Below are 26,190 nucleotides of genomic sequence, written 5' to 3' on the forward strand. Positions count from 1 at the left end.
CTCCCGCCTGTCGGGACAGGAACTTCACTCGAAGGTCTCACGGGGCGCCATTCCGGAGCGGGGCCTCGAGCCGGTTCGGGGCGGCTCACGTCCCGGCCGCGCACGGCGTGCGCGGCACTAGCCGCCCGCTCGTTCGAGATCAAGAGCGATCAGAAGAGGGCAAGGTCACAGCCCCTGATGGCACCGCGTGCCAGGGGTTGCGCCCTAGCATCGGGGCATGACGGTCCTGCCTGACGACGGGCTTTCCCTGGCCGCCGAGTTCCCTGATGCGACCCATGAGCAGTGGCACCGCCTTGTGGAAGGCGTGCTGCGCAAGTCGGGTAAGGACGTATCGGGCACGGCCGCCGAGGAAGCGCTCTCCACCGCTCTCGAGGACGGGCTCACCACCCGGCCCCTGTACACCGCGCGCGACACCGCGCCCGCTGCCGGACACCCCGGCTTCGCCCCCTTCGTACGGGGCGGCACCCCTGGCGGCAGCGCCGCCGCGGGCTGGGACGTGCGGCAGCGGCACGCGAGCGCCGACCCCGCCCGCACGAACGAAGCCGTGCTCGCCGACCTGGAGAACGGCGTCACCTCGCTGTGGCTGGGCGTGGGCGCGCACGGCGTACCGGTCTCCGGTCTCGCGCGGACGCTGGACGGCGTCTATCTGGATCTCGCCCCGGTCTCGCTCGACGCGGGCGCCGAATTCGGCCCCGCGGCGCGCGAGCTGCTCCGTCTGTACGAGGCCGCGGGCGTCCCGAAGGCGTCCGCACGCGGCACGCTCGGCGCGGACGTACTCGGCCACGAGGCCCGGTCCGGCGAGGCGTTGGACCCGGCGGAAGCCGCCGAGCTCGCCCGGCTGTGCGCTCGCGAGTACCCGGCGCTGCGGGCCCTGGCGGTGGACGCGCTGCCGTATCACGAGGCGGGCGGTTCGGCCGCGCAGGAGCTGGGCGCTTCCCTCGCTACGGGCGTCGCCTACCTGCGGGAACTCACCGCGGCCGGGCTGACGGTCGAAGAGGCGTGCGCGCAACTGGAGTTCCGCTACGCCGCGACCGCCGACCAGTTCCTCACCATCGCCAAACTTCGTGCGGCGCGGCGCCTTTGGGCGCGCGTGGCCGAGGTGTGCGGGGCGGCCGGTGCGGGCGCGCAGCGGCAGCACGCCGTGACGTCGCCGGTGATGATGACCCGCCGCGACCCGTGGGTGAACATGCTGCGTACGACGGTGGCCTGCCTCGGCGCGGGCGTCGGTGGCGCGGATGCCGTCACCGTGCTGCCGTTCGACCACTCCCTGGGCCTGCCGGACGCGTTCGCGCGCCGTATCGCCCGCAACACCTCCACGATCCTGATCGAGGAATCCCACCTGGCCCGCGTGATCGACCCGGCGGGCGGGTCCTGGTACGTGGAGCGGCTCACCGACGAACTCGCCCACGCGGGCTGGGAGTTCTTCCAGGAGATCGAGCGCGCCGGCGGCCAGGCGACGGCTCTGCGCTCCGGGATGGTCGGCGAGCGTCTCGCCGCCACCTGGGCCGAGCGCAGCGCGAAGCTCGCCCGGCGCCGCGAACCGATCACCGGGGTCAGCGAGTTCCCCCACCTGGCGGAGCGTCCCGTCGAGCGCGAGGCCGCACCGGCCACGCCGGCCGGTGGGTTGCCCCGGGTGCGTCGCGACGAGGCGTACGAAGCGCTGCGCGCCCGCTCGGACGCCCACCTCAAGGCGGCCGGCGCGCGCCCCAAGGTGTTCCTCGCCGCGCTCGGACCCGCCGCCGCGCACACCGCTCGGGCCGGCTTCGTCGCAAACCTGTTCCAGGCGGGCGGCATCGAGACCGTGCACGAACCGGCGACCGTGGACGCGGCGACGGCCGCCGACGCCTTCAAGGCGAGCGGCGCTCCGGTGGCGTGCCTGTGTTCCAGCGACACCCTCTACGCCGAGCAGGCCGAGGCAGTCGCCCGGGTGCTCAAGGAGGCGGGCGCCGACCATGTGTTCCTCGCCGGTCGCGGCGAGTACGACGGCGTCGACTCGTACGTCTTCGCCGGTTGCGACGCCGTGACCGTGCTCTCCTCCACCCTCGACCGTATGGGAGTGGCGTAATGCGCATCCCCGATTTCTCCTCCGTCGACCTGGGTTCCGGCGCGGGTGCGGAGGGCTCGTACGAGCAGTGGCGCACCGCGGTGAAGGAGGCCACGGGCAAGTCCGAGAGCGACCTGCTGTGGGAGACGCCCGAGGGCATCGCGGTCAAGCCGCTGTACACGGGCGCCGACCTGGAGGGCCTGGACTTCCTGGACACCTACCCCGGCGTCGCCCCGTACCTGCGCGGCCCCTACCCGACGATGTACGTGAACCAGCCCTGGACGATCCGGCAGTACGCGGGATTCTCCACCGCCGAGGAGTCCAACGCCTTCTACCGGCGCAATCTCGCGGCAGGCCAGAAGGGTCTCTCGGTCGCCTTCGACCTGCCCACGCACCGCGGGTACGACAGCGATCACCCGCGCGTCACCGGTGACGTCGGCATGGCGGGCGTCGCCATCGACTCCATCTACGACATGCGTCAGCTCTTCGACGGCATCCCGCTGGACAAGATGACGGTGTCGATGACGATGAACGGCGCCGTGCTTCCCGTACTGGCGCTGTACATCGTGGCGGCCGAGGAACAGGGCGTGCCGCCCGAGAAGCTGGCCGGGACCATTCAGAACGACATTCTCAAAGAGTTCATGGTCCGCAACACCTATATCTATCCGCCGAAGCCCTCGATGCGGATCATCTCCGACATCTTCGCGTACACGTCGCAGAAGATGCCGCGCTACAACTCCATCTCGATCTCCGGCTATCACATCCAGGAGGCGGGTGCGACGGCCGACTTGGAGCTGGCGTACACGCTGGCCGACGGGGTCGAGTATCTGCGCGCCGGGCAGGAGGCGGGCCTGGACGTCGACGCGTTCGCGCCCCGGCTCTCGTTCTTCTGGGCGATCGGCATGAACTTCTTCATGGAGGTCGCCAAGCTCCGCGCGGCGCGCCTGCTGTGGGCGAAGCTGGTCAAGCAGTTCGACCCGAAGAACGCCAAGTCGCTGTCCCTGCGCACCCATTCGCAGACGTCGGGCTGGTCACTGACCGCGCAGGACGTGTTCAACAACGTCACGCGTACGTGCGTCGAGGCGATGGCGGCGACGCAGGGGCACACCCAGTCCCTGCACACGAACGCCCTGGACGAGGCGCTCGCCCTGCCGACCGACTTCTCCGCGCGCATCGCCCGCAACACCCAGCTCCTGATCCAGCAGGAGTCGGGGACGACGCGGACGATCGACCCGTGGGGCGGCAGCGCGTACGTCGAGAAGCTGACGTACGACCTCGCACGCCGCGCCTGGCAGCACATCGAGGAGGTCGAGGCGGCCGGCGGCATGGCACAGGCCATCGACGCGGGCATCCCGAAGCTGCGCGTGGAGGAGGCCGCCGCGCGCACGCAGGCCCGCATCGACTCGGGTCGTCAGCCGGTCATCGGCGTCAACAAGTACCGGGTGGAGACCGACGAGCAGATCGAGGTCCTGAAGGTCGACAACTCCTCGGTCCGCACCCAGCAGATCGCCAAGCTGCGCCGCCTGCGCGAGGAGCGTGACGACACGGCCTGCCAGGACGCGCTGCGCGCGCTCACCGCGGCGGCCGAGCGCGGCTCGGGCCCGGGTCTGGAGGGCAATCTGCTCGCGCTCGCGGGCGACGCGGCACGGGCGAAGGCCACGGTCGGTGAGATCTCCGACGCGTTGGAGAGCGTGTACGGGCGGCACGCGGGCCAGATCCGTACGATCTCCGGTGTGTACCGCACCGAAGCAGGCCAGTCCCCGTCCGTCGAGCGCACACGCACGCTGGTGGACGCCTTCGACGAGGCCGAGGGGCGCCGTCCGCGCATCCTGGTCGCCAAGATGGGCCAGGACGGGCACGACCGCGGCCAGAAGGTCATCGCCAGCGCCTTCGCCGACCTCGGCTTCGACGTGGACGTCGGCCCGCTCTTCCAGACTCCTTCGGAGGTCGCCCGCCAGGCCGTCGAGGCCGACGTGCACATCGTGGGCGTCTCCTCGCTGGCCGCCGGGCACCTGACCCTCGTACCGGCGCTGCGTGAGGAACTGGCCGCGGAGGGCCGCGAGGACATCATGATCGTCGTGGGTGGGGTGATTCCCCCGCAGGACGTCGAGGCGCTGCACGACGCGGGTGCCACGGCCGTGTTCCCGCCGGGCACGGTGATCCCGGACGCGGCGTACGACCTGGTGACCCGACTGGCGGCCGATCTCGGCCACGACCTGTGAGCCGGTGAGCGCCGACTCATGCCTGTGACGATCGACATCGACACATATGTGAAGGGCGTCCTCGACGGGAAGCGCGCGTATGTCGCGCGCGCCATCACCCTCGTCGAGTCCACGCGCCCCCAGCACCGCGCGCTCGCGCAGCAGTTGCTGACCGAGCTGCTTCCGCACAGCGGGCGGGCGCGGCGGGTCGGCATCAGCGGTGTGCCGGGCGTGGGCAAGTCCACGTTCATCGACGCGCTCGGCACGATGCTCACCTCGCTCGGCCACCGGGTCGCCGTCCTCGCCGTCGACCCTTCGTCGACGCGCACGGGCGGCTCCATCCTGGGTGACAAGACCCGGATGGAGCGGCTTTCACTGGATCCCGCAGCGTTCGTACGCCCGTCCCCCTCCGCCGGGACGCTCGGCGGGGTCGCCAAGGCGACACGGGAGTCGATCGTGGTGATGGAGGCGGCGGGTTACGACGTGGTGCTGGTGGAGACCGTGGGCGTCGGCCAGTCCGAGACGACGGTCGCGAACATGGTCGACACGTTCCTCCTGCTGACCCTCGCCCGCACGGGCGACCAGCTTCAGGGCATCAAGAAGGGCGTCCTGGAGCTGGCGGACGTCATCGCCGTGAACAAGGCGGACGGACCGCACGAGCGGGACGCCCGCTCGGCCGCGCGCGAACTGGCGGGTGCGCTGCGCCTGATGCACCCCGCCGACGCCGCGTGGACGCCTCCGGTGCTCACGTGCAGCGCTCGGGAGTCGAGCGGCCTCGACACGCTCTGGGAGCGGATCGAACAGCACCGGGCGCTGCTCGACTCGACGGGCGGGCTCGCGGCCAAGCGCCGCGATCAGCAGGTCGACTGGACGTGGGCGATGGTGCGGGACGAACTGCTCGGCAGGCTCCTCGGCCACGCGGACGTGCAGCGCGTCGCCCCTGAGCTGGAGCAACGCGTACGGGAGGGGACGTTGACGGCCACCTCGGCGGCCGAGCGGATCCTGGCCGTGTTCCAGGCCAGCGGCCCGCACGCGCCTCCGGGCTGACCCGGAGGTCGCGGTCTCTGCCTTGGAGGTTACGGTCATTCCCGCACCGCGCCTCAAGTGAACGGAGCCACCCGCAGCATGAACGCCTCCCCCGACGACGCGCCCGTCCTGCTCCGCCGCGAGGGCGGTGCGGGGCACATCGTCCTGAACCGGCCGCGCGCCATCAACGCCCTCAACCACGCCATGGTCCGGTTGATGGACGAGGCCCTGAGCGCCTGGCAGGCCGACGAGTCGGTGGCGACGGTCGTCCTCACCGGGGCCGGGGAGCGCGGGCTGTGCGCGGGCGGCGACATCCGCTCCATCCACGACGACGTCAGGGCGGGCGGCGGCGGCGCGTCGGCGGCGTTCTGGCACGACGAGTACCGCCTCAACGCCCGCATCGCCCGCTTCCCCAAGCCGTACGTCGCCGTCATGGACGGCATCGTGATGGGCGGCGGCGTGGGCGTGTCGGCGCACGGCAGCGTGCGGGTGGTCACCGAACGCTCGCGGGTCGCGATGCCCGAGACCGGCATCGGCTTCGTGCCCGACGTGGGCGGCACCTACCTCCTCACGCGCGCCCCGGGCGAACTCGGCACCCACCTCGCGCTGACCGGCACGGCGGTGGGCGCGGGCGACGCGCTGCTGTGCGGCCTCGCCGACCATTACGTGCCCTCGGAGCGGCTGGAGGAGTTCACGGCGGCCCTCGCCGACAGCGAGGCGTCCGACGCCGTACGGCGGTGCGCCGCCGCGGTCCCGGCGGGTGAACTCGCCGCGCACCGCGAGTGGATCGACCACTGCTACGCCGCCGACACCGTCGAGGAGATCGTCGACCGGCTGCACGCCTGCGGTGACCGGCACGCGAAGCAGACGGCCGAGACGATCCTCACGAAGTCCCCGACCTCCCTCAAGGTCACGCTCGCCGCGCTGCGCCGGGCGCGTGAACTGCCGTCCCTGGAGGCCGTTCTCGACCAGGAGTACCGCGTGTCCTGTGCCGCCCTCGGCTCGCCCGACCTGCCCGAGGGCATCAGAGCGCAGGTCGTCGACAAGGACCGCAGGCCGCGCTGGTCGCCCGCCGCGCTGGAGCTGGTGACGGAGGCGGACGTGGCCCGCTTCTTCGAGGGCGTCGGCCCAAAGGCGCCGCACCTCAGGTGCAGGTCCGGCACGGATGGGCTCGGCTGAGCCCACGGCCGCGGTATCTCCTCCGCGTCGCCCGGGCCTCCGGTGCCCGGGGTGGCGTCCATGACGCGCGCGAACAGGCTTGCCAGGCTGAACCGCCGAGTGGCAGGTGCACATCGAGCTTCCGTCGGCGTGATCTACGCTTGCCGGATGCCCGCCACCGTGCTCCTCGTCGACGACGAGCCCTTCGTCCGCGAGCTGCGGCCCAGCGTGATCGCCATGGACGTCCGCATGCCGCTGCTCGACGGCATCGAGGCCACCCTCGCGGTGCCGCGCACGGTGCAGGACCCGCCGAAGATCCTCGTCGTGACGGCCTTCGGGAACGACGAGTACGTGTACGAGGCGCTGCGCGCGGGCGCCGACGGCTTCTTGCTGATGCGGGCCGGACCCGCGGAGATCGTGCACGCCGTGCGGCAGCCGGCGGGCGGGTACGGCGAGGAGCGGGGCAACACGCGGAGCGCGGGCCGCGCTCGACCGGGCGGCGCTCACCGAGCGGGAGGTCGTCGGCACGGGGACCGTCACGTCACATGTCGGCGGCATCCTCGCCGTGCTGGGTGCGCGCGACCGGACACAGGGGATCGTCGTCGCGTACGCATCCGGTTTCGTCTCGCCGCGATGACGGCCGTACGCAGGGCGAATGCGGGCCCGGCACTCGCCGCCGCCCCGTCCTACGAGTACGATCCGGCCATCATGCGCACACGCTGGGAGGACGGACGTTGGGGCAGCTGACCGGCGGGGACCCCTCTCTGTTGCGGCGGATCAACTCCGCGGTGGTGCTGCACGCGCTGCGCGCCACGGACTTGGCGACGCTCACGGAGATCGCCCGGGTGACCGGGCTCTCGCGGCCCACCGTGGAGGGGGTCGTGGAGGGGCTCATCGAGGCCGGGCTCGTGGTGGAGTCCGCGCCCGAGGACAGCGGCGCCCGGCGCCAGGGGCGGCCCGCGCGGAAGTTCCGCTTCCGGGCGGAGGCGGGTCATCTGCTGGGTCTGGAGGTCGGGCCGCACCGCGTGGCCGCCGTCCTGTCGGATCTGGACGGCACGATCCTCGGGACGGCGTCGAAGGACGTCTGCGAGGACGCCCCGGCGGACGAGCGGCTCGAACGCCTGCGCACCACGGTCGCCGATCTGCTGCGCCGCGCGGGGATTGCCCGCAGCTCGCTGCGCGCGGTCGGGGTGGGCAGCCCCGGCATCCTGGAGGCGGACGGCACGGTGCGGCTGAGCACGGCGCTGCCCGAGTGGACGGGGCTCCAGCTCGGTGAGCGGCTGCGCCGCTCCTTCAAGTGCCCGGTGCTCGTGGAGAACGACGCGAACGCGGCGGCCGTGGCCGAGCACTGGAAGGGCGCGGCGACCGACACCGACGACGTGGTCTTCGTCCTCGCGGGGCTGAGCCCGGGGGCCGGGTCGCTGATCGGCGGCCGGCTGCACCGCGGCTACGGCGGCGCGGCGGGCGAGATCGGGGCGCTGCACCTGCTGGGCCGTGAGGTCACTCCGGAGACGCTGCTGTCCACCACGGGCGAGCCGCTGCACCCCTTGGACGAGCAGGCCGTCGCCGAGGTCTTCGCGCACGCGCGGGAGGGCGACGAGCGGGCCCGGGCGGCGGTGAACCGTTTCATCCAGCGCCTCGTGCACGATGTGGCGGCTTTGGTGCTCGCCCTCGATCCCGAACTGGTCGTCGTGGGCGGCTGGGCGGCGGGCCTGGACGGCGTGCTGGAGCCGCTGCACCGGGAGTTGGCGCGCTACTGCCTGCGGCCGCCCCGTGTCGCGCTGTCGGTGCTCGGCGAGGCGGCGGTGGCGACAGGGGCGCTGCGGCTGGCGCTCGACCACGTCGACGAGCAGCTGTTCGCCGTGGAGGGCACCGTCACCGCCCGGCGGTGAGGCTCTGAGGCCAGCCGGCCACGCGCGGCGCGGTGCGGTGCGCCGCGGGGCAGCCGGTGTCAGGCCTGGCGCTGCGGACCGTGGTGGATCTCCACGCCGCCGGAGTCGCCGAAGGTGAGCCGGCAGGTGTCCGCGCGGTAGGTCGCCACGGAGACCGCGGCCGTGCGGCCCTCGGCGAGGAAGCGGGTCGTCACGACGAGGACGGGGGCTCCCGGCAGGCGGTCGAGCGCCTTGGCGTCGTCCGCGCGGGCCGAGCCCAGCTCGACGGCCCTGTCCTGCCCTTCGAGGCCGTGCCGCGCCAGCTCGCGCAGGACCACGCGCGCGCGGGCGGCGCCGGAGGGGGCGTCCATGCCGGTCAGTTCGGCGACGGACGACATCGGGACGTACAGCAGTTCGGCGGCGACGGGCTGGCCCTGCGAGACGCGGGTGCGGCGCACGATGTGCACCTGCTCGTCGGGGTGGGTCTCCAGCATCCGGGCGACACCCGCGGGCGGGGTCCCCGGAGCGCAGTCCGCGGGCTGCCAGGCGTCACCGGCCGCGCCCGGCCAGGCACCCTGCGCGGACCCCACGGGGACACCCATGCGCGGCGGCGCCACGGTCGTACCCACGCCGCGGCGGCGCTGGAGCCGGCCTTCCAGCTCAAGCTGTTCGAGCGCCTGACGGAGGGTGGCGCGGGCGACGCCGAAGCGGGCGGCCAGCTCACGCTCGTTGGGCAGGATCTCCCCCACGGCGAACTCGGAGTCGAGCGCCTCACTGAGCACGGTCTTCAGGTGCCAGTACTTCGGCTCCGGCACCGTTTCGAGCTGCGTGGTCCCCACCCTGTCCTCCGCAATCGCCGTCACCGGCGGCTTTTTAGCGCCCTTGTTTATTAAAGGTTCCTGCACTATCCCTGCGACCATAGGCCTGGACCCACCCTTGGTCAAGACCAATCCTCGATCCGTTACAGCCCGCACAGGAGTGACGCCACAGAGCATTCACGCGGTGTTCGCACGCGGCCAAGCAGGCGTAATCGGCCACGCGCGCGTGCAGGGGCGCCGGAATTCCGCAGAAAGAAACCCCCACCGAGCGGTGGGGGTTTCTTTCTGCGGAATTGTGTGGTTTAAGCCGTCTTTTCGTCGCTGCTCTACCGAGCGAGCGTCACGAGCTTGTCCGGATTACGGATGATGTAGATGCTCTGGATGCGACCGTCGGCGACGTCCACCTGGAACACGCTGTCGGGTTTGCCGTCGACCAGGAAGAGCAGGGACTCGGCGCCGTTGAGTTCGACGAAGCGGAATTCCAGCTCGGCCCCCGGGGCGATGCCCTTGCCCGCGATGCCGTGCAGGAAGCGGCCCACCTTGTCGGCGCTCTCGAGGACGCGCACAGGGGCCTTGGCCTTGCCGCCGCTGTCGCCGACCAGGCGGACGTCCGGCGCTAGCAGCGACATCAGGCCGTCGAGGTCGCCCTCCGCCGCCGCGGCCAGGAACCGCTCGGTCAGATCGCGGCGCTCGGCCGGGTCCACCTCGTAGCGGGGGCGGCCCGCCTCGACGTGCTTGCGAGCCCGCCCGGCGAGCTGGCGCACCGCGGCCTCCGTGCGGTCCAGCGTGAGCGCGATCTCGGCGAACGGGAACCCGAACGCCTCCCGCAGCACGAAGACGGCGCGCTCCAGGGGCGAGAGGGACTCCAGGACGACGAGGACCGCCAGGGAGACGGACTCCGCGAGCACGGCCCGCTCGGCCGTGTCGGGGACGGTCGGGCCGAACTCGGTGGCGTAGGGCTCGGGGAGCCACGGCCCCACGTACGCCTCGCGCCGGGACTGCACGTGGCGGAGGCGGTCGATGGCGAGGCGTGTGGTGACGCGCACCAAGTAGGCGCGCGGTTCGCGCACTTGGTCGTGGTCGGCGGCGGACCAGCGGAGCCAGGCTTCCTGGACGACGTCCTCCGCGTCGGCCACCCGGCCGAGCATGCGGTAGGCGACACCCATCAGGACGGGGCGGTGCTGTTCGAAGAGGTCGGTCACGCTGTCGGTAGCCACCCCTCCATCCCAGCTCACGGGGCATCCGCTGTCCAGAAGAAAACGGTGCGGCGCTCGGCACACCGTCGCCCGCCGCGAGCAGTCACGGCCGCAACTGGAGACCCTGGCCGCCGTCATCGTCGACACCTACCGCAGACGGGCGCCGGCGCAGGACACCGGAGCCCACGGCCACTCCGACCCCGACAAGGGCGCTGCCGACGGCCTGGGCCGCGCCGTACGTGCCCGTGCCGACCAGGGGCGCGGTGCACGCCGCGGCGACCGGGATGAGGCCCGAGAAGAGCGTGGCCCGCTCGGCGCCGATGCGCTGGAGCCCCGTGTACCAGAGCACGAAGCCGACGACGGTGACGACGACCGCCTGCCACAGCAAAGCGGCGCCCTCGGTCCGGTCCGGCCACCGCACGAACTCGCTTCCGTCGAGGACGACACCGAGGGCGGCCGACTCGACGGCGGCGAGCGCGCACACCGTCGCCGCGAGCAGCCTGGGGCCGAGCGGACGCACCACGGGAACCGCGAGCACCGCGAACCCGACCTCCCCGGCGAGCGCGCCGACCGAGAAGAGGAGCCCCAGGCCGTCGGTGCGCCCCCACCCCTGGACGACGAAGGCGCCGACGGCGACGAAGAGCGCCCCCTGGATGACGGTGCGTTGAGGGGTACGACGTTCCAGGAGCGGTACCAGGAGGGCGACGATCACCGGGGCGCATCCTACGAAGACACCCGGTACGGCAGGTTCCGCCGACCGTTCCGCGGCCAGGATGGCCATGTTGAATCCGACCATCCCCACAGCCGCCAGGAGCGCGAGGCGGCCCCACGCCCGCCGTGGCAGGCGTCGCAGGGCGGCGGTCCCGCCCTTTCCCGGCAAGGGCAGCAGGAGCAGGAAGGCCAGTCCGTAGCGGACGAACTGGCCCCCGGTGTACGGATAGTCGCCCAGCAGGCTGTTCGCGGTGAAGGAGCCGCCGACGAGGAGGCATGCGAGGGCCGCGAGCAGCGCCCCGCGTGTGGAGTTCGCGTTCATGCCCCGACGCTAGGAAGGCGGGCGGCCCGCATTAAGGTCCACTTCCACAGCTGGTTCGGGGACCACTTCCCCGCTCCCCTCTCCAGCGAGGTGAATCCTGTGGGACAGGGTCCGGTGGACGGCCCAGATGGCAACACGGCCTGGGAGTTGCTGCTCCCGGCGGTCTCCGCTCCCGCGCGCAGCCGTGGCCGCAGCCTGCGCTCGGCCCTGCGGGAGGCCGTCAGATCAGGGCGGCTCGCACCGGGCACGCGGCTCCCGTCCAGCCGTGAACTCGCCGCCGACCTCGGCGTCTCGCGCGGCCTGATCACCGAGGCGTACGAACAGTTGACGGCCGAGGGCTATCTGCGCAGCGACCGGGGGGGCGGGGACCTGGGTGGGCGCGGCGGCGCGGGCCGCGGCGCCCCCGGTGCGCGATCGGGCACCCCGGCCCGGACACGCGCGCGTGGACTTCCTCCCCGGCGTGCCCGACCTCTCGCTGTTCCCCCGCACGGCCTGGGCCGCCGCCCACCGCCAAGTACTCGCCGAACTGCCGCACCACATGCTGGGCTACCCCGATCCCCGCGGGCTGCCCCAACTGCGTACGGTCCTCGCGGACCTGCTGGTGCGGCGCCGGGGCGTGGTCGCGGACCCCGAGCGCGTCATCGTGTGCTCCGGAGTGGCGCAGGCCATGACGCTGCTGGCGCTGGCGCTCCGCGCGCGTGGGCGGACGACGGCCGGTGTCGAGTCCCCCGGGAGCCCCGAGCACGAGACGCTGCTCGCCGCAGCGGGCATCACCTCGGTGGGCGTCCCCGTGGACGACGAGGGCGTGGACTTGCGGGCACTGCGGGAACGGGACGTACGCGCGGTCGTCACCACGCCCGCCCACCAGTTCCCCTCGGGGATCGGCTACTCCGCGGCGCGGCGTGCCGAACTCCTGGACTGGGCGCGGTCGGTGGACGGTCTCGTCATCGAGGACGACTACGACGGGGACTTCCGCTACGACCGTGCCCCCGTGGGGGCCTTGCAGGGCCTCGACCCCGAACACGTCGCCTACACCGGCTCGGTGAGCAAGTCACTCGCCCCGGGCCTGCGCCTGGGCTGGCTCCTGGTGCCGGACGGCCTCGCCGAGGAGGTCGTCGAGCGCAAGCGCGTGATGGACCTGGGCAATCCGGCGCTGGACCAGGCGCTCCTGGCCCGCTTCGTCGAACGGGGCGACTACGACCGGCAGCTGCGCCGCTGCCAGCGCGCCTACCGGGACCGCAGGGACGCTCTTGTCGCGGCGCTGCGTGAGCATCTGCCGGGCGTGCGCGTGACGGGGATCGCGGCGGGCCTGCACGTCATCGCCCGGCTGCCCGGCAGCCGATGGGGGCCGCAGGACGTCTTCCTGGAGCGGGCCGCGGCGGCCGGGGTCGCGCTCCGCCCGCTCAGTGACTACGGGCCACCGGCCGGGCCCGGTGTGAGCCTCGTCCTCGGGTACGCGCACCTGACACCCGCCCGGATCACCGAGGGCGTCCGGCTGCTGGCCGACGCCGTCCGAGGGTCGCGAGGGATTCAGGCGTTGGACCACGCGCGCGTGCAGAGCACCAGACCGTAGCCGTCGGGGTCCTCGACCGTGACGCCCCACTCGTTCCAGTAGGGGTTGGGCGACTGGACCCGCTTGCCACCGTGCTCCTCGAGGCGTGCCAGCAGTTCCTCGGGGACCTCGCCGTCGACGTAGACGACGAGCAGGTCCTCCTCGGTGGGGCGCGGCTGGACCGGAGCCGCGGCCTCGTGGACGAGTTCGAGGTGCCAGGACGCGTCCGGCCAGCCGACCATGAGCAGTTCGTGCTCCCCGGGAGCGTCGCCGCCCTCCGCCCGGTAGACCACCTTCAGTCCGAGTCCGTCGACCCAGAAGCGCTCCGCGACCGCCAGGTCGCGGGAGGGACGGGCGATACGGATGTGGCTCTGACCGTTGACAGGCACGGGAGTCCCCCTTCTGTGCGGCTCGCCCGGTTGCTTGCCGCGGTCCTGAGCCTAGGCAGAGGATGATCACGCGGCCATCGGCCGTCCGTCCTGGTACAAACGGCCCCGGGCATCCGTCCACAGACCTGCGACCATCGGCCGAGGCTGGTCAGGCACCCGCACACTGGTCGCACCCGTCAACTGGAGGCGCAGTCATGTCACAACGTCAGCCGAGTCCCGCCCCCCGCCGCCGCAGCGTGCTGCGCGGATCGCTCGCCGTACCGGCGGCGCTCGCCGTGCCCGCGCTGGCGGGGGCGGCGCCCTCGTTCGCGCTGTCGGGACGTCCGAGAGCCCGGTGGGGCGTCCAGGCGGGGGACGTGACCGCGCACGCGGGGCTCGTCTGGGTGCGGTCCGACCGTCCGGCCCGGATGATCGTGGAGACCTCGGCCACGGAGTCGTTCCGCAACGCACGCCGCTGGCAGGGGCCGTTGCTCGGTCCGGGCACGGACTTCACGGGCACGACCAGGCTGCGCGGACTGCCCGCGGGGGAGCAGATCCACTACCGGGTGCTGCTGGCCGACCCCGACGACCCGCGGCGCACCGGAGAGCCGGTCACCGGCACGTTCCGTACGACGCCGAAGGGCCGCAAGGAGGGGGTGCGCTTCCTGTGGTCGGGGGACATCGCCGGGCAGGGCTGGGGCATCAACCCCGATCGCGGCGGCTTCCGTGTGTTCGAGGAGATGCGCCGCCGCGACCCCGACTTCTTCCTGTGCAGCGGTGACACCATCTACGCCGACGGGCCGATCCTGCCGAGCGTCACCCTCCCCGACGGCTCGGTGTGGCGGAACGTCACGACGGAGGAGAAGTCCAAGGTCGCCGAGTCCCTGGCCGAGTTCCGCGGCGCGTTCCGCTACAACCTGCTCGACGAGAACGTACGGCGGTTCAACGCCCAGGTGCCGTCGATCGTCCAGTGGGACGACCACGAGGTGCGCAACAACTGGTACCCGGGGCAGATCCTGGACGACGCCCGCTACACCGAGAAGAACGTCGACGTGCTGGCGGGGCGCTCCTTGCGGGCGTTCAGCGAGTACTACCCCCTCTCGACGCTGCCGCCGGGCGACGAGGACGGGCGGGTGTACCGGGTCCTGCGGCACGGCCCGCTCCTGGATGTGTTCGTCCTGGACATGCGCTCATACCGGAACGCCAACTCCCCCAACAGACAGACCGAGGACGCCACCGGCATCCTCGGCGCCCGTCAGCTGGCCTGGCTGAAGCGGGAGCTGTCGCGCTCGCGGGCGGTGTGGAAGGTGATCGCGTCGGACATGCCGCTGGGTCTCGTCGTACCCGACGGCAGGGTGAACTTCGAGGCCGTGGCGCAGGGCGACCCCGGTGCCCCGCTGGGCCGCGAGCTCCAGATCGCCGACCTCCTGCGGCACATCAAGCACCGCAGGATCACGGGCACGCTGTGGCTCACGGCCGACGTGCACTACACCTCGGCGCAGCACTACGACCCGTCGCGTGCCGCGTTCAAGGACTTCGCGCCGTTCTGGGAGTTCGTGTCCGGGCCACTGGCCGCGGGAGGCTTCCCGGCGACGAAGCTCGACGGGACGTTCGGCCCCGAGCAGAAGTTCATCAAGGCCCCGGCCCGCGCGAACACCTCCCCGGCCGAGACCCCGCAGTACTTCGGCGAGGTCGACATCGACGGGGACAGCGGCGACCTCACCGTGCGCCTGCGGCAGGAGGGCGGCGGCGTGCTGTTCACGCGCGTCCTGCGGCCCGGCCGGGTGGGGCAGTAGCCGGGCGGGCCGGGCCGAGAGTGGGCACGAAAGGGTGCGAAGAGGGCAGATGGCCTCTTAACCCATCAGTCACAAGGCGTTCGTGATCAGGCAACACCGGTCCCGCAGAGTGTCCGTATGAGAGCTGAGATGTCTGACGTGACACGGACCAAGCACGGTCGCCCCGTTCACCACTGGCGGCGCGACGTGGTCGAGCTGGCCGCCCTGTTCACCGCCGTCGCGGTGGCGGACACCGTGGCGAACTCGATCGGGCACGGCCCCGACGGGCCCGCCCTGCTCGTGATCTCGGCCGTGGTGCTGCTCGCCACGGCCGGGTTCCACATCTGGTGGGCGCGGCGCCACAACCACGCCCCGCCGAGTCCGCACGATACCGGCGCCCGGCCGCCCGCCGTCGCGGAACAGGCCGGGCCCACCACCTCCGCGACCCCGGCCGAGTCCTCCCCCGGCCCGTCCGGGGCGACGACGCTGTGGCGGATGCGTACGACCGTACGAGACGAGCCGGGTTCGCTGGCCGCGCTGTGCGTGGCGCTCGCCGGTCGGCGGGTGGACATCCTGAGCCTCCAGGCGCACCCGCTGGCCGAGGGCACGGTCGACGAGTTCCTGCTGCGCACCCCCGAGGCGCTGGATGCCGCGGAGATCACCCGGTCGATCTCGCAGGCGGGCGGCACCGGGACCTGGATCGAACGCGCCGACGCCCATGACCTTGTGGACGCCCCCACCCGCATCCTGGGCCTGGCCACCCGCACCGCCCTGGACGCGGCGGAGCTGCCGCTGGCGCTGCGGCAGCTCCTGGGCCGCTGCACCATCCGGTCACTGCCCGCCGGGACGCGGGCGGTCAGGCGCGGGGGCGGGGGCGGGACGGCGCCCGAGGAGACGGTCCCGGGCGACGGCGTACTCGAAGGGACGGTGCTGCGGCTCAAGGGTCCGGAGGGTGAAGTGATCAGCGTGGAGCGGCCGTATCTGCCGTTCACACCCACGGAGTTCGCTCGCGCGCGTGCGCTGGTGGAACTCGACACGCGGCTCGGCCCGCGCATTCCGCGCGGCCAGGACGTGCTGACGCTGCCCGAGGGCAACTCCATCACCCTGCGCCGGGCCGACACGGCCGACGTCGGGGCCGCCAAGGCCATGCACGACCGCTGCTCGCGGCGCACGCTGAGCATGCGCTACCACGGCCCGGTGCGGGACGCCGACCGCTACCTCTGCCACCTGCTCAGCCCGAGGTTCGGCCGCACCCTCGCGGTGCAGACCGCCTCCGGCCGGATCGTCGGCATCGGCCATCTGCTCTGGGACGGCGACGAGACCGAGATCGCACTGCTCGTCGAGGACGACTGGCAGCGGCGCGGCATCGGCGGCCAACTCCTCCGTCGCCTCGTGTCATTGGCGGTCGAGGCGGGTTGCGAGAGCGTGTACGCGGTCACGCAGGCGTCCAACACGGGCATGGTCGCCGCGATGCGCGGGCTCGGCCTGCCGCTCGACTACCAGATCGAGGAGGGCACGCTGGTGATCACGGCCCGCCTCGACGCGACGCCCGGCGGTTCGCAGCTGCCGCCTAGTGAGGATCGCCCCGCACGAAACCTCCGCTGAATCATGGTGACGCGCACCCTCCCCTCGTACGAGGATGTCCGCATGTCAGCCATGAAGAACCCGCATCCGAACACCGGCCCCCTGCCTCGCGAGGTCGCCGACTCCTACGTCGACGAACTCATCGCCCTGGACCCCATCATCGGCACCTATCTCGGTGTGCGGGAGAGCAGCGGCAAGCTGCCCGACACCTCGCCCGCGGGCCGGGACGCCGTCGCCCGGCTGGCGCGGACGACCCTGGTCCGGCTCGACGAGGCCGAAGCCCGGCCGGGCGCCGACAGCGAGATCGAGCGCCGTTGCGGACGGCTGCTGCGGGAGCGGCTCACCGCCGAACTCGCCTTGCACGACACGGGTGAAGAGCTGCGCTGGGTCGGCAATCTGCACACGGTTCCGCACGCGGTGCGCGAGATCTTCACCGTGACGCCCATGGAGACCGAGGAGGACTGGGCGGCGATCGCCGAACGGCTGCGAGCCGTGCCGACCGCGTTCGAGGGCTATCGCGCCTCGCTCGAACTCGGTCTCGACCGCAAGCTGTTCGGCGCGCCGCGCCCCACGGCCACGTTCATCGAGCAGCTCACCGAGTGGGCGGGCGAGGAGCCCGGGGCAGACGGCCGTGGCTGGTTCGAGGAGTTCGCCTCCGCAGGTCCGGAGGCGCTCCGCGCCGAGCTTGACACCGCGGCGCGCGCCGCCACGGCCTCCGTCGTGGCGCTGCGCGACTGGATGCGGGAGGTGTACGCACCCTCGATCGAGGGCTCCCCCGACACCGTGGGCCGCGAGCGCTACGGGGTCCTGGCCCGCTACTTCAACGGCGCCGACCTGGATCTCGACGAGGCCTACGCGTACGGCTGGTCGGAGTTCCACCGGCTGCTCGCGGAGATGCGGACCGAGGCCGAGAAGATCCTGCCGGGCGCGGCCACGCCGTGGGTGGCGCTCGCCCACCTCGACGAGCACGGGACCCGCATCGAGGGCGTGGAGGAGGTGCGGGCCTGGCTCCAGGAACTGATGAACGAGGCGATCGAGGCGCTGGACGGCACGCACTTCGAACTCGCCGCGCGGGTACGGAAGGTGGAGTCGCACATCGCCCCGCCGGGCGGCGCCGCCGCCCCTTACTACACGGCCCCGTCCGAGGACTTCTCACGCCCCGGCCGCACCTGGCTGCCGACCATGGGTGACACCAGCTTCCCCGTCTACGACCTCGTCTCCACCTGGTACCACGAGGGCGTGCCCGGCCATCACCTCCAGCTGGCGCAGTGGGCGCACGTCGCGGAGAACCTCTCCCGCTATCAGGCGACCGTCGGCATCGTCAGCGCCAACGCCGAGGGCTGGGCGCTGTACGCGGAGCGGCTCATGGACGAGCTGGGGTTCCTCACGGACCCCGAGCGCAGGCTCGGCTATCTGGACGCCCAGATGATGCGCGCGCTGCGGGTGATCGTCGACATCGGCATGCACCTGGAGCTGGAGATCCCGGCGGACTCCCCCTTCCACCCGGGTGAGCGCTGGACGCCGGACCTGGCGCAGGAGTTCTACGACGCGCATTGCAGCCGTCCGACGGACTACGTCGCGAGCGAGCTGACGCGTTACCTCACGATTCCCGGCCAGGCGATCGGCTACAAGCTGGGTGAGCGTGCCTGGCTCCTCGGCCGTGAGAACGCGCGCCGCCGCCACGGCGACGCGTTCGACGCCAAGGCGTGGCACATGGCGGCGCTTTCCCAGGGCTCGCTCGGTCTGGACGACCTGGTGGACGAACTGTCCGCGCTGTGACGGGGAGGGGCGGCGGGCGGGCGCCTACGGGCGTACCCGCGCCGCCGCCCCCAAAGGCTGGTCAGCGGCGGAAGCCGCCCTCGGAGTCGATGACCTGGCCGGTGATCCAGGCCGCCTCGTCGGTGGCGAGCCAGGCGATGAGCCGGGCCGGGTCGTCGGGCATCCCCCAGCGGCCGGCCGGAAAGCGGGCCTCGACCTGCGCGTAGGCCTCGCCTGTGAGGTAATCGGTGTCCACGGGGCCCGGGTTGACGCAGTTCACGGTGATGGCGAGGTCGGCGAGGCCGGTGGCGAGCGAACGGGTCGCCGAGGCCAGCGCGCCCTTCTGCAGACCGTACGCGATCTCGTCCGGCATGCCGCCCGCGATGTCCTGCCCGGAGGTCATCAGCACGACGCGCCCGCCGGGGGTCCGGGGCGCCGACCGGGCGCGCAGCCGGGCGTACGCCTGGACGAGCAGGATCACGGAGCGGGTGTCGACCGCCCAGTGCGCGTCGAGCATGGCGGCGTCGACGGCGTCGAGGGGACCGTCGCCACCGCTCAGCGCGTGGTTGGCGACGAGGATGTCGAGCCGTCCGCCGAGCGCGTCGGCCGCCGTGCCGATCAGCTCGGCCGGCGCGGAGGGCTCCGCCAGGTCGCCGGGTCCCGCGCACACCGTCGCGTCCGGGTCGCCGAGCGCCTCACGCACGCCCTCGACGACGTCGTCCGGCCGGTCCGCGCCCCAGGGCATGGCGTCATCGTGGGGCACGTGGTGGTGCAGATACACCCCGGCTCCATAGGCGGCGAGCCGACGCGCCACCGCGTACCCGATGCCGGCGCGTCGGCTGGCCCCGGTGACGAGAGCGGTACGGCCGCGCAACGGAAGGGGATCGCGGCGGAGTTGGGCGGGCGAGGGAGGCGGCAGGTGCGGCATGACTCCTCATGATGGGCGCCGAGGCTGTGCTGCGCACGGCATTTCAACGGGGCTGAGTGCTCACCACGGCGTCGGTGCCCGTGCCATCAGCAGCCGCAGTCGTCCCCGCCGACGGGAGCCGTGAGCGCGTCCGGGGTGCGCCGCTCCGGGCCCTCCCAGGTCTCGAACGCGAAGCCCTCCCGCACCCAGTACTCGAAGCCGCCCAGCATCTCCTTGACCTGGAAGCCCAGTTGGGCGAGGGCGAGGGCCGCGCGGGTCGCGCCGTTGCAACCGGGCCCCCAGCAGTAGGTCACCACCGGCACCGACTTGTCGAGGAGCGCCTCGGCCTGTTCCAGGATGAGCACGGTGGGTAGGTGGAGCGCACCCGGGACGTGGCCCTGGTCCCAGGACGCGGTGGAACGGGTGTCGATCACGACGAAGCCGGGGGCGCCGTCGGCGGCCAGCGCGGACGCCACGTCCGAGACATCGGCGTGGAAAGCGAGGCTCGCCCCGAAATAGGCGGCGGCCGCGGCCGGGGAGGCCGGCGGGACCCGCAGGACCGAATTCGTGGCGTCGGCGGTCGAGCCGGACGATACGGAGGTAGGGGCGCTGACCTGCGCTTTCGCGTTGTTCATGACAGAAAATCTATGCCTGCTGACCGGAAGCCTGAAGCAGCGATCCCCGGCATCCCTCTTGATCGGCCGGGGATTTCCCTGTTTCCTCTCGGGCATGACCGGTTATTCCACGGACGCCACCGACTGGCGCATCCTCGACGTCCTCCAGCGCGAGGGCCGAGCCAGCTACGCCGAGCTGGCGCGCGCCGTCTCGATGTCCCCGAGCGCCGTCACCGAGCGCGTGCGGCGCCTGGAGGAAGCGGGGGTCATCCAGGGCTACGCGGCCGTGGTCGACCCGGAGCGGCTCGGTCTTCCCATCCTCGCGTTCGTCCGGCTGCGCTATCCGACCGGGAACTACAAGCCGTTCCACGACCTGGTGGAGGCGACCCCGGAGATCCTGGAGGCGCACCACGTCACCGGCGACGACTGTTTCGTCATCAAGGTCGCCGCGCGTTCGATGAACCACCTGGAGGAGGTCTCGGGGCGGATCGGCGCGCTGGGGTCGGTGACGACGAGCGTCGTCTACTCCTCTCCCCTGACGAGGCGCCCGCTGGGGCGCTGAGCTCCGCACCGGGCCGACGAGTGCTTGCGTCTGGGGTCCAACCGAAAGTCGGCGCAGTCGCGGTTCCGGCACGCGCCCGGGGGCCCCATACAGGAACGAAGACGCCGAGGGACTTGCGGCGGTGGACGGCGACCGGCACGGGATGCTTACAGGCCGGACACAGGTACGCTTCGGAGTTACGCATCCTTTTGACCATTTATTTACGATATGCCCGTTTCGACCTCCTGGAAAGTGCCCCTCCCGGCCCGCGCGGCGGGGGTCAAGCGTCCCGGTCCGGCGGCACGGCGGGGGGCTCCGGATCGGTCCGTTCCGCGACGTCCGCCGGGGCGGGTCTTCTGAGGCTGAGCACCACGGAACCCGTCAGCACGACGACGATGACCGCGAGGCTGATCGGTGAGGGGATCTCCGGGATGCCCGGACTGATCAGCTTGTGGGATGCCTGGAGGATGAGCTTGACGCCGATGAAGGCGAGAATGATCGCCAGGCCCTTGCTCAGGTAGTGGAAGCGGTCCAGGAGGCCGGCGAGCATGAAGTAGAGGGCCCGTAGGCCGAGGATCGCGAACGCGTTGCTGGTGTAGACGATGAAAGCATCATCGCTGACCGCGAGCACGGCGGGGACGCTGTCGACGGCGAAGATCAGGTCGGCGGCCTCGATCGCCGCGACCACCGCGAGCAGCGGAGTCGCCATCCTCCTGCCGGCCTCCTTGACGAAGAACTTCGCCCCGGCGTACTCGTCCCGTACGGGGATGAGTTTGCGGAGCATCCGCACGGCGAAGCTCTTGCCCGGGTCGAAGCTCTCGTCTTCGTCCTTGAGGAGTTTGTAGGTGCTGTAGAAGAGCACGGCCGCGAAGACGAAGAGCACCGCGGTGAAACGGCTGACCACGGCCACGCCGAGGGAGAGGAAGATCCCCCGGAAGACGAGCGCTCCGATGACACCGAAGAACAGCACGCGGTGCTGGTACGCGCGGGGCACCTTGAAGTAGGCGAAGATCACGGCGAAGACGAAGAGGTTGTCGACCGAGAGGCTCTTCTCCAGCAGCCACGCCGTCGTGTACTCGGTGCCGGCGGTCGAGCCGAGGACGAGGAATACGACAGCGCCGAAGATCAGGGCGAGGCTCACCCACAGGCCGCTCCAGGCGGCGGCTTCCTTGAAACCGATGACATGCGCGGTGCGGTGGGCCAGCAGATCCACCACCAACGACACGACCACCGTCGCGGCGAACGCCGCCCACAGCCAGAGCGGGACCTCAAGCACGCCGAGCACCCCGACCATGGCCCGCGCGACGTACGCGGACTCCGATGCCGACCCCGATGCCGACCCCGATGCCGACTCCCATAAGGGAAGTGTCCGGCATTTCGCCCCCGGCGGCATGTGGAGCGGCGCATCAATTTCGTACAGGACTGCACGGCGACGTCGTAGCACTATGTGATCAATAATCACGGGGTGCCGGTCACCATGACCGGAGTGAAGAGTCAACGCCGCATGAAACAACGGGGTCTTCGCGGTGACACGGTCGCTCCCGGGCACCACGCTGCTGCTCGGGGCTTCGGTCGCCCTCTACCAGGGGTGCTACTTCAGCGGGATAAGTCGGCTCGGTGTCTCCATGGGCTCGATCGTCACGGTGGCCACGGTGCCTGTTGCCACCGGCATCGTCGCCTATCTGCTCCGCAAGGAGAAGCCCGTCGGCCGCTGGTACGTGGCGACCGCCCTGGCCATCGCCGGCCTGCTCGCGTCGAGCGGTGCGGTGGGAGAGACCAGAGCCGACCTGCTGGGGTTCATGTGCCTGACCGCCGGAAGCAGCGTGTCTCCGTACACGGTGCTCAGCCGCCAACTGCTCGACGCGGGCGCTCCGGTCACCGAAGTCACGACGATAGCCGTCGCCTTGTCCGGTGTGCTGCTCCTGCTCAACGCCAGAGGACTGCAGACGGTGTCGGCGACCGCCGTGGCCACGCTCAACCTCGCGGAACCTCTGGCCGCTGTGATCCTGGCTTTCGTCGTGTTGCACGAACGGCCCTCGGCGGCGCAGGTGGCCGGGGCCGCGGCGATCTTCGTGGGGCTGCTCCTGCTGAGCCGGCAGCCGCGGCGTGAGACTGCTGACGACAACTGCGGCGACCGTGTACTGGAGGAAGTGGCGTCAGGTGCTCCCGCACGACCAAGGGGCTGAAGACCCTGGCTAGCCTGGGACGTATGTCCCCGACCTTTGCATCGACCAAGCCGGAGGGCGGGCAGCGCCGTGTGGACCGGCGGTCCTCTGGCGCCCGCCCGTGACAGGTATCGAGGTGCTGCACGCGTCGTTCCGCCGGCACCGGTATGCCCGTCATGCCCACGAGGGCATGACGCTCGCCCTGGTCGACTCGGGAGCCGCCACCTTAGAGTGCGCCGGCAACTAGCACGTGGTGCCCGCCGGGAGCGCGTTCATGATCAGGCCGGGCGAGCCCCACACCGGAAGTTCGGCCGGTCCCGAGGGCTACCGGTACCGCGTGCTGTACATCGATCTTGGCGTCGTGGGGGATCTGCTCGGCTCGCCGACCGCAGCATCCCGCTTACCGGGCAGCGAGAGATTTCAGAGCACGTGGCTGGTGCGTCTGCGGGCCCATGTCAGTGAGGACACCTCGCTCAAGAAACTCGCCCAGGTCTGCGAGATCAGCGTGCATCACCTCGTACGCTCCTTCTCCGCCTCGATGGGCATGCCGCCGCACGCCTACCAGACGCAGTTGAGGGTCTGGCGGGCGCGGACGCTGCTGTTCAGCGGAGTGCAGCCTGCCGAGGTGGCCCTCCGGACCGGTTTCTACGACGAGGCGCACTTCACTCGCGTCTCCAAACGCACACGGGCCCTCGGGCAGTTCCTGTCCGGCGACCTCGGCCCATCAGGAGTTCGCGAGAGGCGCGGCTGACGGCGAGCGGATGGTCTGGGCCACGCATGTTTTCAACACGAATAGTTTGCTCATGCTCTCCCTCGGGTTTCTGCCGGGGGCACGGGCCTGTCAGAGGTGTGTGTGTCTCCCCCAACGCCGTGCGGCTCTGTGCGGCTCTGTGCTGGCAAGCGTGTTGAAGGGGTCACACCTCCTTCTCGTGTCCATGACGTCGAAGGGCCCGGGAGTACGTGCCGCACAGCCACGCCATGGACTCGCGGAACGACAGGTCGCCGGTGTCGTGACCGAAGACCTGGGTGGTGAAGCCGATGCGTTCCACGGCCCGGTGTGCCTCCGCGGCCCGCTCCGGCGGGTAGATCTCGGCGGGGTCCCCGACGGCGATGTGCTGCATGGGGACCCGATCGCCTTCCAGGAGGCGCGTGCCCACGTGCACGATGGCGCCGATGGCGACGAGCACTCCGTCGTCCAGGTGCGCTCCGTTGAACACGCTGCTGTGCGTGGCGATCATGCACTCGCCCCCGATGCGAGCACCGGTGATGTGTGTGCCGGGCCCGATCATCGTCCGCTCCCCGATGACCGCGGGATGGGATCCGGCGCCGCGCACGACCGCGTTCTCCATGACGATGCTCTCGGCACCGATCTCGACGGATGCGGATTCCGCGGTGATGACGGCACCGTCGAGGACCACGGCACCGGGGCCGATGGTGACGGCGCCGGAGACGACTGCGGTGGGTGCTACCCGGGCTTCGGGGTGGACCGTGGGGCTATGGCCACGGAGCTGCCGTAACATGACTACTTCCTTTGCTCTCCGTGCTGCTTGCGCTGTGGACCGTCCCGGCGTGGACCGTCCCCGTGTGAACGCGTCAGGCTACGGGAATGGAGTGCGGGAAGCGGAAGACGTTGTCGGGGTCGAACCGTGCCTTCACCTGAGTGAGACGCTCGAAGTTGGCTCCGTGGTAGGCACGTTGCCACTCCGGAGTCTCCGGATCGGGGAAGTTCGGGTAGACGGTGCCGCCTCCCAGGGGTGAACCGACCCCCAGGACCGGGTCACCCAGGTGTGCGCCGCGTGCTTGTCGTGACCGGAAGCCTCCCCGTCGACGAGTACGGCGTGCTTGAGCGAGTACGGCTGGTCACGGTGGACCAGCCGTTCGACCGCCTCGGCGGGAAGCGGACGGCTGAAGAACTCGGACTTGGTGAAGCGGTGCCCCTGCCCGCTCGACCGGCCCCTGCGGGGTCGGGACGACCTCGTTGGCGGCGCTGAGCAGCCCGGCCTGGAAGTCGGCCGTCTCGCGGTACGACAGTTCCTTGCACGAGGTGCTGCGCGGCACGGCGCCGACCCGTTCCACCAACTGCTCAAGGAGGCGCAGATCCGCCGCCGAGCGTGGTGCCGCCGATGCCGACGCTGGGGCAGGAGCCGGACGGGGCCGTCACGCCGTGCTCCTGCAAGGCCCGCGAGAGCGCGCCGATACGCGCGTCCCGGCTCCGACTCTCGCCGTTTCGCCGTCGACGCGCACGTCGTCCGTCGGCGTCACATCGACGATCACGCCGTCCGTGGACGAATTCCCGGCGAAGCAGTGGCCACCGCTGCGTATGGCTTGCGGACCCACTCGTACTGCTCATCGCCCGGGACCACCAACTGACCGTCGAGACTCGGGCTCAGGAGTTTCCAATTGACCTCTATGCCGAACACCCCCGTGTGGACGTACGCACGCCTCAGACCGTGTTCCCAGCATGACTGCCAGGTCCACCGCACTGCGGACGACGTACATTCGTGCGAGATGCCGGGGTGGGTCAATTGGCCGAACCCCAACGGTAGTTGGGCATGATCAGTTCGGTGGCAGGGGCCCGGATCACCGGAAGCCCGCCATAACCGAGCGGGTCGATGCAGCGGTCGAACAGGGCTCATGCTGTCAGTCGGTGGCCAGTCCGCTGCGGAGCTTGGCGACGATCCTGCTGATGAGGCGGGAGACGTGCATCTGCGAGCAGCCCAGGATCTCGCCGATCTGCGCCTGGGACTTCTCCTCGACGAAGCGCAGGTGGATGACCTGGCGGTCGCGGTCGTCCAGCTCGGCGATGAGGGGGGCCAGGGCGTGGAAGTTGTCCACCAGCTCGAAGCGGTCCTCCTCCACTCCGACGAAGTCGGCCAGGGCCGTGTCGGATTCATCGTCCTTTCCGCCGATGGCGGCGTCCAACGAGACAGAGGCATAGCCGTTGGACGCCCGCTGCGCTTCGGAGACCTCGGCCGGCGTCAGCTGCATCAGCTCGGCGAGTTCCGCCGTCGAGGGCCAGCGGCCCAGCCGCGTGCGCAGCTCCTCGGTCGCCTTCGACAGTTCGATGCGGGCTTCCTGTAGACGGCGCGGCACGTGGACGGCCCAGCTGGTGTCGCGGAAGAACCGTTTGATCTCACCGGTGATGTAAGGCACGGCGAACGAGGTGAACTCCACCTCGCGGCTCAGCTCGAACCGGTCGATCGCCTTGATCAGCCCGATCGTGCCGACCTGGACGATGTCCTCCATCTCCTGCGCACCACGGTGCTTGAAACGCGAGGCCGCGTACTGCACCAGGGACAGATTCATCTCGATCAGGCAGTTGCGCACGTACTGGTACTCGTGCGTGCCCTCCTCCAGCTCGCCCAGCCGGTCGAAGAACCGCTTGGAGATCGCCCGAGCGTCCTTGGGCGCGACCGATGCCGGATCCACGTACGCACGCTCATCAGCCTTCTCCGCAGCGCGCGCCTGCACCTGCTCTTCGAATGCCACCGTGATCATGCGTCGTCCCGTTCCCTCTCGGATTGCTGCGTGCCGCCCTCTGCGGGCATCGTCTGCCCTGCTTCCCACACCTCACACATA

The 26,190-nt window shown here is 71.3% G+C and carries 21 protein-coding genes and 3 pseudogenes; 14 read left to right on the plus strand and 10 right to left on the minus strand.

The window, feature by feature from the left end:
* Nucleotides 1-217 precede the first annotated feature (217 nt).
* The 6 genes and pseudogenes from CP975_RS01885 to CP975_RS01910 all read left to right on the plus strand — a co-directional run bounded on the left by CP975_RS01885 (nucleotide 218) and on the right by CP975_RS01910 (nucleotide 8,321).
* Nucleotides 218-2,065 (plus strand): methylmalonyl-CoA mutase family protein, encoded by a 1,848-nt coding sequence (locus tag CP975_RS01885; protein WP_055528188.1) that lies wholly within the window; start codon nucleotides 218-220, stop codon nucleotides 2,063-2,065.
* The gene (gene scpA, locus CP975_RS01890) at nucleotides 2,065-4,266 is read left to right on the plus strand and encodes a methylmalonyl-CoA mutase (protein ID WP_055528187.1); all 2,202 of its coding nucleotides are present in this window, start codon (nucleotides 2,065-2,067) and stop codon (nucleotides 4,264-4,266) included. The genes CP975_RS01885 and scpA overlap by 1 nt, the downstream gene beginning before the upstream one ends.
* A gap of 18 nt (nucleotides 4,267-4,284) precedes the next feature.
* Nucleotides 4,285-5,292, plus strand: coding sequence for a methylmalonyl Co-A mutase-associated GTPase MeaB (meaB, locus tag CP975_RS01895; protein WP_055528186.1), 1,008 nt, complete (start codon nucleotides 4,285-4,287; stop codon nucleotides 5,290-5,292).
* Between the two features lie 78 nt (nucleotides 5,293-5,370).
* A complete protein-coding gene (locus tag CP975_RS01900) occupies nucleotides 5,371-6,450 on the plus strand; it encodes an enoyl-CoA hydratase/isomerase family protein (RefSeq protein ID WP_055528240.1) in 1,080 nt (359 codons plus the stop codon).
* Nucleotides 6,451-6,597: 147 nt separating this feature from the next.
* A pseudogene (locus CP975_RS01905) lies at nucleotides 6,598-7,066 on the plus strand (response regulator).
* A 97-nt stretch (nucleotides 7,067-7,163) separates the two neighbouring features.
* The gene (locus tag CP975_RS01910) at nucleotides 7,164-8,321 is read left to right on the plus strand and encodes an ROK family transcriptional regulator (RefSeq protein WP_055528184.1); all 1,158 of its coding nucleotides are present in this window, start codon (nucleotides 7,164-7,166) and stop codon (nucleotides 8,319-8,321) included.
* A gap of 59 nt (nucleotides 8,322-8,380) precedes the next feature.
* Here the strand turns inward: CP975_RS01910 and CP975_RS01915 are convergent, their stop codons facing one another.
* The 3 genes from CP975_RS01915 to CP975_RS01925 all read right to left on the minus strand — a co-directional run bounded on the left by CP975_RS01915 (nucleotide 8,381) and on the right by CP975_RS01925 (nucleotide 11,347).
* On the minus strand, nucleotides 8,381-9,139 hold the full coding sequence (locus CP975_RS01915; protein ID WP_055528183.1) for a GntR family transcriptional regulator: 759 nt from the start codon (nucleotides 9,137-9,139) through the stop codon (nucleotides 8,381-8,383).
* A 305-nt stretch (nucleotides 9,140-9,444) separates the two neighbouring features.
* On the minus strand, nucleotides 9,445-10,335 hold the full coding sequence (locus CP975_RS01920) for an RNA polymerase sigma-70 factor (protein ID WP_055528181.1): 891 nt from the start codon (nucleotides 10,333-10,335) through the stop codon (nucleotides 9,445-9,447).
* A gap of 82 nt (nucleotides 10,336-10,417) precedes the next feature.
* Nucleotides 10,418-11,347 carry a DMT family transporter gene (locus CP975_RS01925; RefSeq protein ID WP_055528180.1) on the minus strand — a complete coding sequence of 310 codons (930 nt, stop codon included), beginning with the start codon at nucleotides 11,345-11,347 and terminating at the stop codon, nucleotides 10,418-10,420.
* 90 nt (nucleotides 11,348-11,437) lie between these two features.
* Here CP975_RS01925 and pdxR point away from each other — a divergent pair.
* Nucleotides 11,438-12,920, plus strand: a pseudogene (pdxR, locus tag CP975_RS01930) (MocR-like pyridoxine biosynthesis transcription factor PdxR).
* Here pdxR and CP975_RS01935 read toward each other — a convergent pair.
* A complete protein-coding gene (locus tag CP975_RS01935; RefSeq protein WP_055528179.1) occupies nucleotides 12,878-13,288 on the minus strand; it encodes a VOC family protein in 411 nt (136 codons plus the stop codon). The pseudogene pdxR and the gene CP975_RS01935 overlap by 43 nt on opposite strands.
* A gap of 194 nt (nucleotides 13,289-13,482) precedes the next feature.
* Here CP975_RS01935 and CP975_RS01940 point away from each other — a divergent pair, with 194 nt between their 5' ends.
* From CP975_RS01940 to CP975_RS01950, 3 genes are all read left to right on the plus strand, one after another.
* Complete coding sequence (locus CP975_RS01940; protein ID WP_055528178.1) at nucleotides 13,483-15,063, plus strand: alkaline phosphatase D family protein; 1,581 nt, start codon at nucleotides 13,483-13,485, stop codon at nucleotides 15,061-15,063.
* 129 nt (nucleotides 15,064-15,192) lie between these two features.
* Nucleotides 15,193-16,647 (plus strand): GNAT family N-acetyltransferase, encoded by a 1,455-nt coding sequence (locus CP975_RS01945; protein ID WP_055528177.1) that lies wholly within the window; start codon nucleotides 15,193-15,195, stop codon nucleotides 16,645-16,647.
* Nucleotides 16,648-16,698: 51 nt separating this feature from the next.
* Complete coding sequence (locus tag CP975_RS01950) at nucleotides 16,699-18,405, plus strand: DUF885 domain-containing protein (RefSeq protein WP_150477765.1); 1,707 nt, start codon at nucleotides 16,699-16,701, stop codon at nucleotides 18,403-18,405.
* 61 nt (nucleotides 18,406-18,466) lie between these two features.
* Here the strand turns inward: CP975_RS01950 and CP975_RS01955 are convergent, their stop codons facing one another.
* Both CP975_RS01955 and CP975_RS01960 read right to left on the minus strand, forming a co-directional pair.
* A complete protein-coding gene (locus CP975_RS01955) occupies nucleotides 18,467-19,312 on the minus strand; it encodes an SDR family oxidoreductase (RefSeq protein ID WP_055528175.1) in 846 nt (281 codons plus the stop codon).
* An 86-nt stretch (nucleotides 19,313-19,398) separates the two neighbouring features.
* Nucleotides 19,399-19,926, minus strand: coding sequence for a rhodanese-like domain-containing protein (locus tag CP975_RS01960; RefSeq protein ID WP_055528174.1), 528 nt, complete (start codon nucleotides 19,924-19,926; stop codon nucleotides 19,399-19,401).
* 94 nt (nucleotides 19,927-20,020) lie between these two features.
* Here CP975_RS01960 and CP975_RS01965 point away from each other — a divergent pair, with 94 nt between their 5' ends.
* Nucleotides 20,021-20,467 carry an Lrp/AsnC family transcriptional regulator gene (locus CP975_RS01965; RefSeq protein WP_030777110.1) on the plus strand — a complete coding sequence of 149 codons (447 nt, stop codon included), beginning with the start codon at nucleotides 20,021-20,023 and terminating at the stop codon, nucleotides 20,465-20,467.
* A 259-nt stretch (nucleotides 20,468-20,726) separates the two neighbouring features.
* On the opposite strand, the gene CP975_RS01975 is transcribed toward CP975_RS01965, so the two are convergent.
* Entirely contained in the window at nucleotides 20,727-21,722 is a 996-nt protein-coding gene (locus CP975_RS01975; RefSeq protein ID WP_055528236.1) for a TerC family protein, read from the minus strand.
* Nucleotides 21,723-21,972: 250 nt separating this feature from the next.
* Between CP975_RS01975 and CP975_RS01980 the strand changes: the two genes are divergently transcribed.
* The 3 genes and pseudogenes from CP975_RS01980 (at nucleotide 21,973) to CP975_RS36330 (ending at nucleotide 23,362) form a co-directional block, all read left to right on the plus strand.
* Complete coding sequence (locus tag CP975_RS01980) at nucleotides 21,973-22,632, plus strand: DMT family transporter (RefSeq protein ID WP_055528172.1); 660 nt, start codon at nucleotides 21,973-21,975, stop codon at nucleotides 22,630-22,632.
* Nucleotides 22,633-22,747: 115 nt separating this feature from the next.
* Nucleotides 22,748-23,014 (plus strand): annotated as a pseudogene (locus tag CP975_RS36325) (AraC family ligand binding domain-containing protein); the annotation flags it as partial.
* A gap of 33 nt (nucleotides 23,015-23,047) precedes the next feature.
* Entirely contained in the window at nucleotides 23,048-23,362 is a 315-nt protein-coding gene (locus CP975_RS36330) for a helix-turn-helix domain-containing protein (protein ID WP_342788011.1), read from the plus strand.
* A 163-nt stretch (nucleotides 23,363-23,525) separates the two neighbouring features.
* Here the strand turns inward: CP975_RS36330 and CP975_RS01990 are convergent, their stop codons facing one another.
* From CP975_RS01990 to CP975_RS02000, 3 genes are all read right to left on the minus strand, one after another.
* A complete protein-coding gene (locus tag CP975_RS01990; RefSeq protein WP_055528170.1) occupies nucleotides 23,526-24,131 on the minus strand; it encodes a gamma carbonic anhydrase family protein in 606 nt (201 codons plus the stop codon).
* A 73-nt stretch (nucleotides 24,132-24,204) separates the two neighbouring features.
* The gene (locus tag CP975_RS36505) at nucleotides 24,205-24,396 is read right to left on the minus strand and encodes a BBE domain-containing protein (RefSeq protein ID WP_150477766.1); all 192 of its coding nucleotides are present in this window, start codon (nucleotides 24,394-24,396) and stop codon (nucleotides 24,205-24,207) included.
* An 855-nt stretch (nucleotides 24,397-25,251) separates the two neighbouring features.
* Nucleotides 25,252-26,109 carry a SigB/SigF/SigG family RNA polymerase sigma factor gene (locus CP975_RS02000; protein WP_150476504.1) on the minus strand — a complete coding sequence of 286 codons (858 nt, stop codon included), beginning with the start codon at nucleotides 26,107-26,109 and terminating at the stop codon, nucleotides 25,252-25,254.
* Nucleotides 26,110-26,190 lie beyond the last annotated feature (81 nt).

The organism is Streptomyces alboniger (assembly GCF_008704395.1).
In the GTDB taxonomy this organism is placed as follows: domain Bacteria; phylum Actinomycetota; class Actinomycetes; order Streptomycetales; family Streptomycetaceae; genus Streptomyces; species Streptomyces alboniger.